Origin of the sequence: Pseudoalteromonas sp. OOF1S-7 (assembly GCF_022347765.1) — a bacterium.
Taxonomy (GTDB): domain Bacteria; phylum Pseudomonadota; class Gammaproteobacteria; order Enterobacterales; family Alteromonadaceae; genus Pseudoalteromonas.
The window spans coordinates 78,393-96,503 of record NZ_JAKRFZ010000006.1; the positions used below are offsets into that span (position 1 = coordinate 78,393).

Sequence of the window (18,111 nt, forward strand, 5' to 3'; positions counted from 1 at the left end):
ACTGCTTTATCTTCACTTCTCTCTTCAAATAAGTTCGTTTACTGGTCTGGTATGAGTAAACACCATACAGCTCTGATAGCTTCAAAGATAACTACTGATAATAAAGTATTGCAAAACTAGCCAATTATCTGAACTTGTTCAATGCCTAACTGCCGGGGTTTTGTTACCACGAATGATGATTCGTGTACTGGTTATAGGCTCAATCATAGAGAAAACCCTCATAGTTTATTATTGCCTGTTTACATTCGTTTACATGAAAAATATATAGCGCGTGCGTGTTTAATTATGAATTAATTATTACAAATCAAGATTCTGAGTGAATTTTGTTCAAGCCTTATATTCATATTAGTATGTTATATAAGTAAAAGTAATTTAAACCCTGGGTAACCTCGTGTTTACATCTTCGTGCCTTCTGTACGGAACCTTGAACGGAAGGAACAACAACTAATCTAGGGAAAAACTATTATGACAACTAATAATCTAAAGATCGGCGCCATCGCACTGGCTGTTTCAGGCATGTTTTCAGCTTCTCATGTAATGGCAAACAGCGCTGAAGCAATCAATAATGGGGTGAGCGTGGTTCAACTGAGCCAGAAGATGCAAGGTCAAAATATTGCAGGTACACAGTTCATTATTAAGTATAAAGACAACAGCAACCAGTTAATGTCTATTTCTGGTGCTGATATGTCCCCAGCTATGATGAACTCACGCGCACAGAGCTTCGTAAAGAACTTCAAAAGCAAGAAAAAGTCTACGCTTAAAACGAGCTATGTTCGCAAAATGGCACTGAGCAACCACCACGTTATGCGTGTTGACAAAAAACTGACTGCAGCGGAAGCACAAAATCTGATGCAAGAAATGGCAGCAACTGGCAACATCGAGTACATCGAAATTGACCAAATGCTCCAGCCTTTTGCAACACCAAACGATCCACGTTACTCAGATCAGTGGCACTATTTTGAGACTGCGGGCGGTATCAATGCGCCTGCGGCCTGGAACAAGGCAACTGGTAGCGGCGTGGTCGTCGCAGTACTTGACACGGGTTACCGCCCACACGCGGATCTGAATTCGAATATTCTGCCAGGCTACGACATGATCTCTAATCTGTCTGTGGCAAACGATGGCGGCGGCCGAGATAGCGATGCACGTGACCCGGGTGATGCTGTCTCAAGAAACGAGTGTGGTTATACGCACAGCGCACGTGATTCAAGCTGGCACGGTACGCACGTAGCCGGTACAGTTGCTGCGGTTTCCAACAATGGTGAAGGTGTTGCCGGGGTTGCTTATGATGCAAAAGTGGTCCCTGTTCGTGTGCTCGGTAAATGCGGTGGTCTGACTTCGGATATCGCAGACGGTATCATCTGGGCATCTGGTGGTTCAGTATCAGGCGTACCGTCAAACGCCAACCCAGCTGATGTAATTAATATGAGTTTAGGTGGCAGCGGTGCATGTAGCTCGACCACCCAGAGTGCCATCAACACAGCGCGCGCTAACGGTACGACTATTGTTATTGCAGCAGGTAACGACAATGACAACTCTGCAAACTATAACCCGGGCAACTGTTCTGGCATCATTAATGTTGCTTCTGTAGGCCGTAACGGCGGCCGTGCATACTACTCTAACTACGGTTCTAACATCGATGTTGCAGCGCCAGGTGGTGCTCAAAGCTTCGCAAATGACCCGGAAGGCATACTGTCTACTTACAACTCTGGCAGTAACGGACCATCAAGTGATAGCTATGCATACTCACAAGGTACGTCAATGGCGGCACCTCACGTTGCAGGTGTGGCAGCACTGATTAAACAAGCTAAGCCTTCTGCGACGCCGGACGAGGTAGAAAGCATCCTGAAGAGCACAACACGTAGCTTCCCGGCAACTTGTACGAGCTGTGGTACTGGTATCATCGATGCTTCAGCTGCAGTTGATGCTGCACTAAATGGTACGGGCAGCAACGAACTACAGGATGGTGTTGCTAAGACTAGTTTGAGCGGTGATTCCGGTAGCGAAACGTTTTATACATTTAACGTTACCAGTGGTGTGAGCCAGGTAACCTTTACCATGAGTGGTGGTTCAGGTGACGCAGACTTGTATGTACGTGTAGGCGCTAAACCTACCACGGCAGTATTCAATTGCCGCCCGTACAAAAATGGAAATAACGAAGAATGTACGTTCAACAATCCTTCTGCAGGTACCTATCATATCATGTTACAAGGCTACAGCTCGTATAGCGGTGTGAGCCTTAAAGCGCAAACTAACTAAGGCATAACTTTAAGTTGTATTGTTCGCAAGCAACTTAAAGAGACAATGAACCGACCCGGGGCAACACGATTTTGATTCAAAAGGTGTTGCCCTGTTTTCAAAATTCTAAAGTCATGGTTTTGACCTGCTCAATGTCTCGACTTCGTTTTTCACAACAAATACAGACTAGCGCTATAAACTGATTTTGCATCAACCTTGTGTCAGAAAACTAAAAATTACTGTGAAATAAAGTTTAGTTTTACCGGTCTTCTAGGGACACTGACTATTTTGAGAAAACGATGTCTCACTCAACTAACCATAAAATAATTACCTATATCCTGGCTGTAACCCTGATTGTTATCGGCAGCTCTTTTATTCTTGGCGGACACACCCGTTATATTGAAAATGCATTTGGCTTTTATTCAATGACAGGTATTTATTCGTCGCAAAGCCTGGGGTTATTTTGGGGAGGGTTCTGTATGCTGACTGGAACAACGCTGGCAGCCGCGCCCTATCTCTCAGCGCTTCGCAGACCTCAGTTTGGCCTGATCATGCTGCTGAGTGTTTTTATGCTTTTAACTTTATTTGATTTCGGCCGTTGGATAGCTGAGCATGGCGGATTTCCCGTTATTGGTTCAGGTCAGGGGATCATCAAGTATTTTGCACTTTTGCCACTGGCATTTTATCTGTGTTTTGGAACTCGGATCACTGAGCGTACACATGCATTGATGAATTATATTCCGGTTGCGATTGTGTTGTTCTGGATAGGCGGTATGAAGTTTCTCGAGCTAGAAGCCAAAGCAATAGTCCCTTTGGTTGAGACTTCGCCGTTTATGTCCTGGCTATATGCGTTGTTTAGCGTACAAACGGCGTCTGACTTGATTGGTATCTACGACCTTGTCTTTGCTATCTTACTGGGTATCGGTATTTGGTTTAGAAAGCGCTATCTGGTACTTATTGGATTAGCAGGAACCGGTGCCGTGTTCATTATGACCCAGACTTTTTTGTTTACGGCTGAGGGCGGATTCTCAGATACCAGCTTAATAGATGGCTTAGGCCTATTTATCATCAAGGACTTATGGTTTATCTGTAACCTGATCATCATTTTTGAGTACGCCAGAGGATGCGAGGATACTTCTGCAGAGCTATAACTGCCGATATTGACGTGTTTTCTCGCTTTACTGATGCCTGGCCGTTGCATTCCAAGAGTGCATAGGTCAGAATGAACCACTGTTTAAATAATCAGTGTTATACACAATATGACGCCACTCGTTGATACACTAAAGCAGCTCAGGTACTTAGTCGCGCACCTGGAAGATAACACGCTTGCGACCGAATACCCTGATATCGCACGTTTTATGCGGGATGACGTTTTCGATCCGCAACGATGCAAGGATGAATTGGCGTTCCTTTATCAGTTTTTGTATGTGTACGGACGTAAGTCGGAGGCCACGTTTAACCGGTTTCGCAATGAAATAGAGCGTTTTTATCTTTGGTCCTGGTGTGTCCAAAAAGCATCTGTGTTCGAGTTAAAACGTGAAGACATAGAAGCCTATGTTGAGTTTGTTGTAGAAACAAGTGATGACTGGGTAGCCACCTCTGTACAGTGGCGATTTAAAGATAGTAATGGCTTCAGGCGTGTTAATCCTAACTGGCGCCCCTTTGTTTATAAAGCGAACGGGGTTAGTCAGCAAACACTTGCATCTATGTTCACAGCCCTGAATGTGTTTTACAAGTTTGCAATTTTAGAGGAAAAAACGTTCGCCAATTTCGTCCCTGTAATTAAAAAGAATTGCCCCTACCTGGTCGTTCAGTCTCAAATAAAGCTACCAGATACATTAAGTGATCTGCAGTGGGAATACGTTTTCGGCGTTACTAAAGACCGTTGTGAGAAGGACCCCAAACTTGAGCGAAACCTGTTTACCCTCGCCTGTTTAAAAGGTCTTTACTTGCGGATCTCGGAGCTTTCCGACAGACCTCAGTGGTCACCTGTTATGAGCCACTTCTGGCAAGATCAGGATGGATTTTGGTTTTTACGCATTATGGGCAAAGGCAATAAACTGCGCGATGTGACATTAAGCGAAGACTTTATTGACTATCTGAAACGCTATCGCCTCAGTCGCGGGCTCACCTCCTTGCCCCGGGTCGATGAACCACATCCCATCATTCACAAACTGCGAGGCAGCGGTGGAATGAATGTCAGACAAATACGCCGTATTGTTCAGGAAAGTTTCGATCTGGCCATAAAAAAGCTCAACGAAGATGGCTTTGCGGAGGAATCTGAAAACTTGCAGGCTGCGACATCACACTGGTTAAGGCACACCGGCGCAACACATGATGCGCAGCATCGCCCTTTAAAACATTTATCTGAAGATCTTGGACACTCAAAAATCGCGACGACCGATCAGATATATATTCAGACTAACATCAAAGAAAGAGCCAAATCAGGGATCAAGAGAAAACTTTAAGGGACCTGCTGAAGTTTTTAATCGACAAGGGCACATCATACATATTTGAAGTGTTCTTTGAGAGTCGGCAATGATTCCTGCGTTAAACTGCAAGGTGGTTAATTTGAAACCAAATCGATCATGGTATTATTAACCGGGGTAATGGCCAGGTAGTTTCTGATTACTCTCACATGTCTTTGTCGTGCATCTGAAGTATTGTAATTATCTATTTCAACAACTCCCTTGCTTAATTCCATACTCCCCTTCAAGTGATCCCGTATCACAACCGGCACATCAGAGACTGGAACAAATTAATCTAATCGCTAAAAAGTCTTTAACAGCAGCATCAGCGCCAAACGTGAAGTGGATTGCCGAGCGTGAGAGCGAACGATATCTATTTCTTCAGGTGATGGCGAATAGACGGTTATTAGATCTTCATCTGAGAGTAAAGACTTCAGTCTAGGATAAGCAGTTTCATATAAGGTAATCATAGCTATTTCAGTTTGTTCCGACTTACTACTAACTCTTGTAGCAAGTGGTTGGCCTAAAAACCGAAATTACAAGGTGTTTGTTCTCTATAACTGCCAGCTTCGACACCTCGAATCTTCTCTAAGCTCAATTAAACGTTCACTTTTTAACTACAAACAACGATTACGTAAAAAGTGTAATGAAGTGTAATACCTTGTATGCGATTAAGTTTCTAACATATGTTAAGTATTTGTATCCGGCAAATACGACATTAACCTAACAGGATTAGAGGATATTATGAAAATAAATCTATCAACTATGGGAACTGCTGCACTTGTCTGTTTATTGCCCACATTTGCAGTTTTAGCTAATGACTTTACGATAAGACACGCTGACATCAATGGAACCCTGGGAACGGTAAGCTTTGGTCAAGTACCAGTAGGTGGTTCGAAGGATATTGCCATAGATTTTTATAATGGTGAACAGGTTGATGTATTGGATAATTGTGCCACTTACCCATCGTCCAACTCAAATTTTCAGATTGTGTCTCAAACCTGTGGTGATTGGACGGGCTCGCGTATACCAGATCCTTATAGTGTTCACTTAGCGCCTAATAGCGGCTCAAGCTGTCGTGTCACTATGCGCTACACTCCATCAGGTGTGGGTGCGGATAATGACCGATTCCAACTCTACTGTAATGATTCAAGTTACAACGGAAACTCACGTCCTACTTTTTATGTAAACCTAAGTGGAAATACATCTCCAACTTTATCAACACCAGGGGAAAATTTGATAGTAAAAGTCACGAATAGTTACAGCTTGGTCTGGAAAGATGCCGGCAGTGGCGCCAATCTAGACGGATCCTTTTGGAAGCCTATACCAGAAAACGGTTTTCATATTGTTGGCCATACACTTTGGCAAGCACATACTCAGCCTGACAGAGGAACCATAACTGTAAAGGAAAAGGTTCCTGGATCAGGAGCATTAACTCCTGCATTGTCTTATGAACTTGTTTGGAATGACAAGGGAAGTGGTGCAGTTAACGATGTCTCTGTCTGGAGGCCTATATGCCAAGAAGGATATTCCGCAATTGGTGATGTTGCTAGTCAGGGTTATACTACACCTGCACCGGGCGAAGTACAATGCATTTTGAATAGTGAGTTGATAGACGCAGAATTCACTCATATGAGGTGGAATGATCAAGGAAGCGGTGCTTATAGTGATTTTAGTGGATGGGAGTTTATCGGAACATCGCCTTCAACTTCTTATCATTCTCGTACAAGAGGGTTATTTATTGGAAGCAACAACTATAATAACCCAGCTTTTGCAAAAGCTATTCTAACTGAGACACCTGACTTTATTCATAGAGCTGTAAATTGGACTTATTCTGGCGGTAGAGACTACAACCACCCAAATAATCCAAGTTTTGCATTTTTTGTTGAAGAAGCAACGAATGTGATCATTGATTTAACTTCGAGTGTTGATACATATTTGTATTTGTTAAATGAAAATGGTGCTGTTATTGCTTTAAATGACGATGGCGGCGAGGGATATAATTCTCGTATTCAACAATTGTTGGATGTAGGGCACTACAGGATAGTAACAGCTACTTATTCGACGGGAAGATCAGGAAGTGGTTTGTTAAAAATCGATTCTGATAAAGATGTCATTTCATTGGGGTTTAAAGAAGAGACGGCAAATCAGGCACTTAACGAAATTGCTGATTGGTTTCCGGAGGATGCAAGCACTATTGCAACACATCGAGAACACCTAGTTAATCACTTAGTTAATAATACACCTTTACCAACATCGTCTTCTCTCTATCATCAAACAGTGGTGATGGATCCAGAAATATTTAATCAACCGGAATTTGCTGCTTGGCAGTTCACAGAGTGTGATGAGCTTGGTGCTATTGTTGGCTTTGACGCAATGATGTTTACTATAGGTGCTGTTGGGCTACATGTGTCAAATAGCGAGAGGGTGACTAGAGCATTTTTAAGAGAAATTGGACCTGATACTTTAAGGGGTTTAAGCAGGCAGATACACAACTTTAATGCGGCAGTAGGACGTTTCGATAGAGCCCGTTCATTGTTCGGGCTTGTTGGCTCTATATATAATGCAGGCGGATTCAAAGCTATCTTTAAAGTTATTCGAAGTGAAATGTCATGGTGGGATTGGATTAAAACAGGCATAGTTTCGATAGCTCAACTCATTGCTTGGTTTGCGACAGACGGAGTAGCATTTGTTGCAGAGGTAGCTTTAACCATCATGAGTGGAGAACAATTGTTGGAAGACTCTGCTAAATATGGCAAGAAATGCCTTTTATAAACATAAATGACAGCTAGGCTTTGGTAATAAAGGTCTAATAATGAATAGATCCTATCTGATTCAGTAATTATATGAATTAGTTCCGGCCAGACATTTCGATTTAAAAAATTGAGAGTTACCCTTTGATAGAGGTGTCGAACCTTTATCAAAACGGGTAACTCTCATGTTACATACCAACAATCCAATCATTAAATACAAAGCTGGTTTGCACAACCTGGCTTGAGAGCTTGGAAATGTATCTAAAGCCTGCAAAATGACGGGAATTCGCGAGATACGTTTTATCGTAATCAAGAACTCGTAGATGAAGGCGGTATTGATGCACTCATCGATAAATCGCGCAGAACATCAAACTTGAATAACCGCGTAGGTAAAGAAACTGAAAAAGCAGTTTGAATCTATGTGCTCGAATTTCCCGCTCACGGGCAAGTGAGGGCCATCAATAGTTTTTAGGAAAGCACAGTGAGATTTGCATGTTAGGAACACATCATACAAATTATAAATATACAAAACAACTCAGCATCTGTGACAACACAAAACAAAATATTTCCAGTAATAGCGAGAAATTTATCCTGCTGTTAGTTATGTTAAATCAAGTGTTTCTAGAGGTCGGCTGGGTGCAGTATCGGGAATTGTAAAGCAGCGACGAGAAAATACGTCGCTGCTGGTTTATCTAAATATTTTTAGCAATGAACTCAATCGGGTGCATTGGCTTTTGATTTTCGTAACGCTTCACCTGGCAGCGGCATGAAAAGCCGGTCGCCAAAATTGTTTCACTGGCCATATTTTTAGTGTGATGCTGCCAAGACATTTCATACAGGTTTCTTGAATTCTCCTGATGATCCGTTTCGTGGCCGTACGTTCCGGCCATGCCGCAACACCCTGTCGCTGGCGTACTCAATTCTATTCCTAGGTTTCTGAATATCTCGCTCCAGACATTTTTGCTTTGCGGCATCGCGCTGGTTTCAGTGCAGTGACTCAGTAACTTAACCGACTCGTGGCTTTCTATCCGCCCTATTGAGTTCCAGTCTTGTGTTGCGAGCCATTCATGCGCAAGATGAACTTGAAAATCTAGTTCATCTTTATTTAGTATTTTTAGGTATTCGTCTCTGTAGCAAAGTACTAACGAAGCATCTAAACCAACCATAGGTCTCTCATAACTCGCGATGCGAGAAAGAAATTCATTGGCCGAAGACGCTGTGGATTTAAATTCCTTCAGAAAGCCTTTCACATGTTGGGCTTTACCATTAGGTACAAATGGCAATAATATCGGCTTATTACCTAGTTTGCTGATCAAAGTGATAAACGATTCAACCAACTCTGCTTCATAGTAACTGGTAAAGGGATCCTGAACGATAAAAACAATATCGGACATTTCTTTCTTTGATAGTCCGGCAAATTTGGATTCGTCGTACACCTGAGCACTGTTAACTCGAGAAGCTAAAGTTGGCACGCTAAGCATTGGCGTATCTACGTACCCGACAATGTGTTTTAGTGCAGATTTAACGGGCGGCAGGTTAACGAAAAAGTTGGTTAACCTTGGCACCTTGGCCATCAAGGGGGTCGTTTTTTCAACGTTAGCTACCAGGTGATCCTTAAGCGGCCGGTTGTACTTGCTGTAGTATAGATTTAAAAATCTCGCGCGAAAGCTTGGTACGTCTACCTTTATAGGGCAAGCCGTTGTACATGCTTTACAAGCTAAACATTCGTCCATTGACGCTTTAACTTCGTGAGAAAAATCATAGAAACCTTTTTGCTTTTTCTGATTATTTCGAAAACGTTCCCACCAGGTGACTTCATTTTCTTTTTCTATGAGTGTCTTTTCGGTTGCTAACAGGTCAATTCCCTGCTCTTCTTGTAAACGAAACCACTCTCGTATAAGTGAGGCTCGCCCTTTCGGAGAGTGACGTCGGTCTCGGGTAACTTTGTAAGACGGACACATGGGTGAGTTTTGATCATAATTAAAACAAAGCCCATTGCCATTGCAGTTCATCGCATTTTCAAAACTCTCGCGTACCTGAATGTTTATCGACTTATCAAACCAAGCGCGCTTTTGATCGTCCACACTAACAAGATTATCTGTACTGTCTAACGGTGTACAAATCTTGCCTGGGTTCAGGCGGTTGTTTTTGTCGAATGCAGTTTTTATTTTTCTGAGCTCAGTAAAAAGTGTTTCACCGAAGAATTCAGGTCCATATTCGCTTCGATATCCTTTGCCATGTTCACCCCACATCAATCCGCGATACTTGGCTGTAAGCGCTACAACTTGATCTGAAATTTCCCGTAACAACTTTTCTTGTTCAGGATCACACATATCTAATGCCGGTCGAACATGAAGTACGCCTGCATCAACGTGACCGAACATACCATAGTTCAATCCTTTGCTGTCTAACAGCTCGCGGAATTCTAATATAAAGTCTGCTAAATTTTCTGGGGGGACTGCGGTGTCTTCGGCAAATGCCAGGGGCTTCTGTTTGCCTTTTGTATTGCCCAGAAGACCAACCGCCTTCTTTCGCATTGCGTATATTTTTAGGATATCTGATTTATCATTCGTGAGCTGATATCCTACGACGCCAGCTTCCTTTTTCGCTATAAGTTGATCAAGCTGACTGCACAGCGACGTGACTTTACCTTCTATTTCTTCTGGAGTTTCTCCATTGAACTCAACCATGTTGAGTCCCTGAACTTCAACGCCCGGAACATCTGAGATTAAGTCCGATACTGAATGCCAGATAACATCTTGTTTCGCCAGATTAAGTACTTTGCTATCTACAGTTTCTACGGATGTGGCATTAGCCGAAACCAAAAACGGAGAATTCCTGAGCGCCGATTCGAAAGAATCGTATTTTATATTTATGAGAGTCTTAAAGGGCTGTATGCGCGTTACGTTTAATTTGGCTTCAGTGACTATGCCCAAAGATCCTTCCGAACCTGTAATCACTCTGCTCAGATCAAACGTTGTCATCTGACTATCAAAGACATTTTCGAGGTCGTAACCCGTCAGGAATCGATTCAGTCTGGGAAATTTCTCTAGTACTTGCGCGCGATTATCTCTGCAACTGTTTAGGACCACACGATAGATGTCGCCAACCCGATTAGATTGTTCGGCAAGTACTTGCGCTTTTTCTAGCTCCAGTTTGCGGGTGTTAAGCTCTGTACCATCAACAAGAATGGTTTTTAATTCAAGAACATGATCACTGGTTTTTCCATAGACTAGAGAACCCTGACCAGAAGCATCAGTGTTGATCATTCCGCCTATTGTTGCGCGGTTGCTGGTAGATAGATCCGGTGCAAAAAAGAAGCCGTAGGGTTTTAAAAAATCATTAAGCTGATCCTTTATCACACCGGCTTGTACTCTGACCCAGCCTTCTTCCTCATTAATTTCGATGATACCGCGCATGTAGCGTGACAAATCAACGACAATCCCGGGCGTAAGCGACTGTCCATTTGTCCCGGTGCCGCCACCTCTTGGACCAAAGCTTAAAGAAAGAAATGGGTCCAGTGAGGCAACTTGCATTGCAATCTGAACATCTTTGGAACTTTTTGGGTAGATAACGGCCTGAGGGATTTCTTGATAGATACTGTTATCCGTAGCCGTGACTATGCGAGTGGCGTAGCTCGTGTCGGTGTCTCCGCTAAAGCCCTGACTACTAATCTTTTTTATATAGTCGTTTAATAATGTATTGGCAGAATCCTGCTGATTAATTTCGGCAATCATGACGGTAATAAATTATTGCTTTGCCCTCATTGTATCATGTTGAGTGGCATTACAAATCCGGAATTTTTCGTTTTGTTACATTTTGAAAAGACTATGGGATGAAATCTGGAGTAGGCTTAACTTGAAGTGAGAATTCTAGTGAGGTAAGTATGAAGACTTTTTTGATGAATCTGTTAGCCGGCATATGTGCTTTATTGGCACTAGTCTTTATTGTCGTACCCGGCCCTTCACTTATTTTCCTGCTTGCCGGACTGCTCTGCTTGTCCTTAAACTATCCCCGGGCAAGATCCTGGTTAAAGAAAGCTCAGGTTGGATTTAAAAATGTGTGTGTTCAGCTAGATAGACGATTACGTTAGCACAGTAATTAAAAAAGGCCTGTTAAAACAGGCCCTTTTTATTTTTCAGGTTGCCCTATGCCTTGTTTTGCTCAGCCAGGTATAACCAGGTTTCCAGAACCGTGTCTGGGTTAAGCGATACTGAATCAATACCTTGCTCTACTAACCAGGCTGCAAAATCTTCATGATCCGAAGGACCCTGACCACAAATACCGACATATTTGCCTTTTGCTTTAGCGGTTTGAATCGCCATTGATAGCAGCTTTTTAATAGCCGGGTTACGCTCATCAAACAGGTGTGCGATCAGACCTGAGTCACGATCAAGACCTAGAGTAAGCTGAGTGAGATCGTTTGAGCCGATTGAGAACCCGTCAAAATACTCAAGGAATTCATCTGCCAACAGTGCGTTTGAAGGAAGCTCACACATCATGATGACTTTCAGTCCATTCTCACCACGCTTAAGACCGTGTTCTTCAAGCAATTGGATTACTTGTGCGGCTTCTTCAAGAGTGCGCACAAATGGGATCATAATCTCTACGTTTTCGAGACCCATTTGGTTACGTACGCGTTTGATTGCTTCACACTCAAGCGCAAAACACTCGCGGAAATCTTCTGAAATGTAACGAGAGGCGCCACGGAAACCAATCATTGGGTTTTCTTCTTCCGGCTCGTACTGCTGGCCGCCTACGAGGTTGGCATATTCGTTTGACTTGAAGTCAGACATACGAACGATAACGCGCTCTGGTGCAAATGCCGCACCAAGGGTTGAAATACCTTCAACCAGCTTTGCGATATAGAATTCTACCGGAGAGTCATAACCGGCGATGATTTCTTTAATTTCAGCTTGCAGCTCAGCAGATTGCGTGTCGAAGTTAATCAGCGCTTTTGGATGCACACCAATCATGCGGTTGATAATGAATTCAAGGCGCGCAAGTCCGATACCGGCATGAGGCAGTTTAGCAAAATCAAATGCGCGATCCGGGTTACCCACGTTCATCATGATTTTCATTGGGATGTCAGGCATTGAATCAATGCGCGATGAAATTACTTCAAAATCAAGTTTACCCTGGTAGATATAACCTGTGTCACCCTCTGCGCATGAAACAGTGACTTCATCGCCATGTTTGATGGTATCTGTTGCATTACCACACCCAACTACCGCTGGAATGCCGAGTTCACGGGCGATGATTGCAGCGTGACAAGTACGACCACCACGGTTAGTAACGATAGCAGCAGCGCGCTTCATGATAGGTTCCCAGTCTGGGTCTGTCATGTCGGTAACCAGAATATCGCCCTGCTCTACTTTATCCATTTCGTCGATGGAGTTAAGTACGCGTACTACACCGCTGCCAATTTTGTGGCCAATTGCACGGCCTTCGCATACGATGTCTGATTTTTCTTTAAGCTGGTAACGCTCCATAACGTTAGCATCTTCGTTTGAGCGAACTGTTTCTGGACGCGCTTGTACAATGTACAGCTTGCCATCGTTACCATCTTTGGCCCATTCAATATCCATTGGACGACCATAGTGTTTCTCGATGATAACGGCTTGCTTGGCCAGTTCCTGCACTTCGCTGTCTGTAATTGAGAATTTATTAGACAGCTCTGGTTCCATATCAACGATCTCAACTTGTTTGCCGTGAGATTCATCGTTCGAATAGACCATTTGAATAGCTTTGGAGCCGATATTGCGTCTTACTACTGCCGGTAAGCCTTTAGCCAGTGTTGGTTTGTGTACGTAGAATTCGTCTGGGTTTACAGCACCCTGAACGACCATTTCTCCAAGACCATAACTTGAAGTAACAAACACCACGTCTTCGAATCCTGATTCGGTATCGATCGTAAACATAACGCCTGAAGAGGCTTTATCTGAGCGGACCATACGCTGGATACCGGCTGAAAGCGCAACACCACGATGGTCATAGCCCTGATGAACCCGATACGAAATCGCGCGGTCATTGAACAAAGATGCGAACACATGCTTGATGGCAACCATCACAGCATCTATCCCTTTTACGTTAAGGAAAGTTTCTTGTTGTCCTGCAAATGAGGCATCTGGCATATCTTCCGCGGTCGCTGAGGAACGTACAGCAAAGGAGACATCGTTGTTATCATCGCCATGAAGTGACGCGTATGCGTTGCGAATGGCTTGGTCTAATTCTGGCTGGAAAGGTGTGTCAATAACCCATTGACGGATTTGGGCGCCGACTTTGGCAAGTTCGTTGACGTCGTCAACATCGAGGGAATCGAGAATAGTGTGAATTTTCTCATTCAGGCCTGATTGCTCAAGGAATTCATTAAAGGCGTCTGCCGTTGTCGCGAATCCACCGGGTACTTGTACACCTGCATTGGCAAGGTTAGATATCATTTCACCCAGAGAAGCATTTTTACCACCAACTCTAGGTACGTCTTGCATACCTAATTCTTGATACCAGAGAACGTAGTCTTGCACGGAACTGTCTCCAAAAACAAATTGTATTTAATGTGAGAGAAAAATTGACCTTCCTATAGGTCGAAGGCATTCTACAACTTAAAGCATAGTGACGTAAACCACGACGCGAAAAAATACTAAAAAAGTAATTGAAAGGTTAAAATGAGAACTGCGTTTTATATATCAGACGGGACGGCGATTACCTCTGAAGTATTCGGCCATGCCACCTTATCCATGTTTCCTGTAGATTTTAATCACAAAACAATACCATTTGTTGAAACAGTCGATAAGGCGCAAAAAATCAAAGAGTTAATTAATGCGACGGCAAAATCTAGCGGCGAGAAACCATTGGTTTTTTTCACTTTTGTCAACCCGATTCTGTCCGATATCATTTTGGCTTCCGACGGGGTTTGCTATGATTTTTTATCTTACTCCAGCGAAATTGTAAAAAGAGAACTAAAAGTAGCGCCTGTGCCAAAAATCCATAGGACACATAGTATCCATGAAGCAACTTATGATTTCAGGATTGATGCTGTCAACTATGCGCTGGCCAATGATGACGGCGCCAACGTTAAGGACTATGAAAAAGCTGATATCATTTTGGTTGGCGTAAGTCGCAGCGGCAAGACACCGACTAGTTTATACCTAGCACTGCAGTACGGTATTAAGGCGGCCAATTATCCAATGACAGAAGATGACCTTGAAAAAGGCACATTACCGAAGTGTTTAATGCCTTTTAAACATAAGATTTTTGGTTTAACGATTGACCCTGAGCGCTTGTCAGCTATAAGGCAAGAGCGTATGGCCAACTCTCGTTACGCCTCCATTAGACAATGTAGGATCGAAGTACGTGAAGTTGAAATGTTATTTAAGAAGAATAAGATCCCATATCTAAACTCAACTAAGTTCTCGGTTGAAGAGATATCTGCAAAAATTATATCAGAGACGGATCTGGAAAGACGCAAATATTAGAAAAGGCCCTGTGAGGGCCTTTCTTATAATTTTAGATTCGACTCTTTGTGTCTTTTAGCAAATCAGCTACTAAGAAGCCCAACTCCAAAACCTGATCTGCGTTTAAACGCGGGTCACATTGAGTACGATAACGCTGCGCCAAATCTTCATCTGATAAGCCGTAAGCGCCACCAATACACTCAGTTACGTGCTGGCCAGTCATTTCCAGGTGAACGCCGCCTGGGTATGAGCCTTCAGCTTTGTGCACAGCGAAAAATTGGCTGATTTCGCGTAAAATATTATTGAAACTGCGAGTTTTATATCCTGTGCTTGCTTTTTCAGTATTGCCGTGCATTGGGTCAGAACTCCACACAACTTTTCGTCCTTCTTCCTGTACTTTTCTAACCAGTGCAGGGAGTTTCTCAGGCAAGATATCAGCACCCATTCGTGTGATAAGTGTTAGTCGTCCTGGAATGTTATCCGGGTTAAGTGCATCAATCAGCTGAATGAGTTCATCTGGTTTCATACCAGGGCCAACTTTCACGCCTATTGGGTTTTTGATTCCCCTGAAAAACTCGATATGCGCGTGATCTAACTGTCGCGTGCGTTCACCAATCCATACAAAGTGCGCTGAACAATCATACCAATCTCCACTAAGGTGGTCTCGGCGAGTAAGTGCTTGTTCATATCCCAATAACAATGCTTCATGTGATGTATAAAGGTGTGTTTCCTTCAGACTAGGGGTTACTGATGAGTCGATACCACACACTTCCATAAATTCCAGTGCTTCCTGAATACGATTCGCCAGTTGTTGAAACTTTTCTTTCATCGGGTTAGCGGCAACAAAGCTCATATTCCATCGACTTACCTGATGCAAATCGGCTAATCCACCTTGAGCAAAGGCACGTAGCAGGTTAAGCGTTGAAGCACTATGATGATATGCAGTTAAAAGTCTCTTGGGGTCTGGGATACGAGCCTCTTCTGTAAACTCGAAACTGTTTACAATATCTCCCCGGTAGGACGGTAGTGCAACGCCATTAATGGTTTCGTAGTCTGATGAGCGAGGTTTAGCATACTGACCTGCCATTCTTGCAATTTTTACGACCGGGCACTTACCACCATAGGTAAGTACAACAGCCATTTGTAGAAGTGTTTTAAATGTATCTCTGATACTGGTTGCACTAAAGTCTGCAAAGGACTCAGCGCAGTCACCCCCTTGCAATAAGAAAGCTTTGCCTTCACACACATCTGCAAGGCTTTTATATAAGCTTCGTGTTTCTTCAGCAAAAACTAAAGGTGGTGCCGCATTAATTTGCTTCTCAACCGATTCCAATTCTATTTTGTCCGGGTATTCCGGTTGTTGTACTATTGGGTGATCTCTCCAGCTATCTGGACTCCAAGGCTTCATATTTTTTCCTCATTCCTCATTAGTTACCTCAAAAGCAAGTTACCTTATAGACGCAATGGCATCAAGGATATTTCGAAGAATTTCAAGGATAATTCATCAAATGAGAACACATCATACAATATGCTTTTCAATATATACCTCAGCACTATCAAAAAATTCAGCATACGCTAACATGAACTAGGCGTCTTAGTTTCAGTAAAGTAGGTAAGATTTATTAAATTTGAAACATACAGAATCATCAGCAAGACTTTAGACTCTGCCGGCTGTATTATGTTAAATATTTGGCATAATACTAGTAACCTGTGTGGTACGCCTTTTTGTTGCCAGACGTTACCCCTCAATGGCACTTGTAATGTTACTTATGCTCAGTTCCGTATTCACTTGCCTGTAGCAAGTTCAGAGTTCTATTACATTTAATGAAAATTTGAGACCTGATTGTTGGAAATCCATAATGAAAGGTCTGCAATAACCAAAATGAGAATGAGAAAGCTTGCTCGAATCTCCGTAGCTTAATAATTTGTTGAACCTGCGTTGAGAACCTCTTATATGGAAGTTAAAAGTTCATTATTCCGTAGGCCTTGTTGACCAAATACAGATAGCTTAGGTAACACCGTAATTTCAGCTGTTTCCCTGATATTCAGGCATACCTAGCCTTGCCATTCTATTGAGCACTTTCACTTTTATCATCGCTTCAGCGTGCTGCTTATTTAATCCACGACTAACCAGCTTGTCACCCATTAGCTGTTTATACCGGTACATTGCTGTTTCAGCCAGCGAACGTTGATGGTAGTTAACACACTTTTTCCACTCACTGCTGCCTATATGCTTTGTTAAAATAACAGCGCAGTTGCGAGCATGTCCATCTTCCCACAACTGCGCATTACACCTTGGCGGGATCACTGCGTCGGCCTTTTTGGCTGCTACTTCGGCATAACAGCCTCTAGTATCATATGCACCATCCGCTTTTACCGAACTGACTTTCCTGCGCAATGGCCAGATGTAACTTTCGCCAGGTCCGGCGTTTATTCGCACCATCTTTTCTTGCATGCCACTCACCATTTCCATATACCTTTAAACCAGTGCTATCAACCACGATATCAATGCCTGCGGATACACTAGAATTTGTGCCTGTAACGAACTGCCTGCTCTGCACTACGCTTTCACAAACAACTATAAGTTGGCGTATCCAAACCAAGCTTCGGCATTGATATCAGCGAAGAAACAAAACCCTGCGTAGCTCGAAGAGACAAGCGAAATACAGCCCGCAAAGTCAGACAGATCTCAATAGCCAGCTCAGAGAAATGATTTGCTCGCCCTTTAGCGCAGTGATGTTGCGTGTTGTTCCACTGGGTAATTGCATCCTCGGAAAACCAAAGCTGGATGTTGCCTCTGGCGATAAGGGCTTTGTTGTAATCACGCCAGTTAGTGATACGCTTTTCTTGCAAAGTTCAGTCTCGGTGTTTGCTTTTGAGATCTGATCATACAATGCTAGATTAGTTCGATGATTTAGGAAACAACGCCTATTCCGTATGTAGTTTTTAGTGCACTTCCTTCAAAGTATGTCGCTGTATTCTCATATAAAAATGTGACTTGTTAGCATGTGCTCTTTTCAGCTTTGATAAAGATCCTCTCATTCTTAGATACATTTCCAATCCAAATACAATAGTCCCCTGCCTTACCAAGGTAAAAATCTGCTTTCATTAAGATTTGATTATTAATTAAACATTCTGTATCCCCTCATGAAAGTATGAACAGCCAACCATATAGAATACTCATTGCTTTTAACCCAT

9 protein-coding genes and 2 pseudogenes are annotated in these 18,111 nt (G+C 43.0%); 7 read left to right on the forward strand and 4 right to left on the reverse strand.

Features of this window, described 5'->3' with window-relative positions:
• Window positions 1-465: 465 nt before the first annotated feature.
• From MHN33_RS10920 to MHN33_RS10940, 5 genes and pseudogenes are all read left to right on the forward strand, one after another.
• Window positions 466-2,259: a S8 family peptidase gene (locus tag MHN33_RS10920; RefSeq protein WP_239397962.1), complete on the forward strand. Its 1,794-nt coding sequence runs from the start codon at window positions 466-468 to the stop codon at window positions 2,257-2,259.
• Between the two features lie 278 nt (window positions 2,260-2,537).
• On the forward strand, window positions 2,538-3,389 hold the full coding sequence (locus MHN33_RS10925; protein WP_239397963.1) for a DUF417 family protein: 852 nt from the start codon (window positions 2,538-2,540) through the stop codon (window positions 3,387-3,389).
• 108 nt (window positions 3,390-3,497) lie between these two features.
• Window positions 3,498-4,706 (forward strand): tyrosine-type recombinase/integrase, encoded by a 1,209-nt coding sequence (locus MHN33_RS10930; protein WP_239397964.1) that lies wholly within the window; start codon window positions 3,498-3,500, stop codon window positions 4,704-4,706.
• Window positions 4,707-5,450: 744 nt separating this feature from the next.
• Window positions 5,451-7,481, forward strand: coding sequence for a Vps62-related protein (locus MHN33_RS10935; protein ID WP_239397965.1), 2,031 nt, complete (start codon window positions 5,451-5,453; stop codon window positions 7,479-7,481).
• Window positions 7,482-7,644: 163 nt separating this feature from the next.
• Window positions 7,645-7,871: pseudogene (locus MHN33_RS10940) on the forward strand (helix-turn-helix domain-containing protein); the annotation flags it as partial.
• Between the two features lie 280 nt (window positions 7,872-8,151).
• Here MHN33_RS10940 and MHN33_RS10945 read toward each other — a convergent pair.
• Window positions 8,152-11,196 carry an FAD-binding and (Fe-S)-binding domain-containing protein gene (locus MHN33_RS10945; RefSeq protein WP_239397966.1) on the reverse strand — a complete coding sequence of 1,015 codons (3,045 nt, stop codon included), beginning with the start codon at window positions 11,194-11,196 and terminating at the stop codon, window positions 8,152-8,154.
• 164 nt (window positions 11,197-11,360) lie between these two features.
• Here MHN33_RS10945 and MHN33_RS10950 point away from each other — a divergent pair, with 164 nt between their 5' ends.
• The gene (locus MHN33_RS10950) at window positions 11,361-11,552 is read left to right on the forward strand and encodes a PGPGW domain-containing protein (protein ID WP_239398126.1); all 192 of its coding nucleotides are present in this window, start codon (window positions 11,361-11,363) and stop codon (window positions 11,550-11,552) included.
• 55 nt (window positions 11,553-11,607) lie between these two features.
• On the opposite strand, the gene ppsA is transcribed toward MHN33_RS10950, so the two are convergent.
• The gene (gene ppsA, locus MHN33_RS10955; protein ID WP_239397967.1) at window positions 11,608-13,983 is read right to left on the reverse strand and encodes a phosphoenolpyruvate synthase; all 2,376 of its coding nucleotides are present in this window, start codon (window positions 13,981-13,983) and stop codon (window positions 11,608-11,610) included.
• A gap of 141 nt (window positions 13,984-14,124) precedes the next feature.
• Between ppsA and MHN33_RS10960 the strand changes: the two genes are divergently transcribed.
• Window positions 14,125-14,934: a pyruvate, water dikinase regulatory protein gene (locus MHN33_RS10960; RefSeq protein ID WP_239397968.1), complete on the forward strand. Its 810-nt coding sequence runs from the start codon at window positions 14,125-14,127 to the stop codon at window positions 14,932-14,934.
• A gap of 31 nt (window positions 14,935-14,965) precedes the next feature.
• On the opposite strand, the gene MHN33_RS10965 is transcribed toward MHN33_RS10960, so the two are convergent.
• A complete protein-coding gene (locus MHN33_RS10965; RefSeq protein ID WP_239397969.1) occupies window positions 14,966-16,321 on the reverse strand; it encodes a 3-deoxy-7-phosphoheptulonate synthase class II in 1,356 nt (451 codons plus the stop codon).
• A gap of 618 nt (window positions 16,322-16,939) precedes the next feature.
• Window positions 16,940-17,766, reverse strand: a pseudogene (locus MHN33_RS10970) (IS5 family transposase).
• Between the last annotated feature and the right edge of the window lie 345 nt (window positions 17,767-18,111).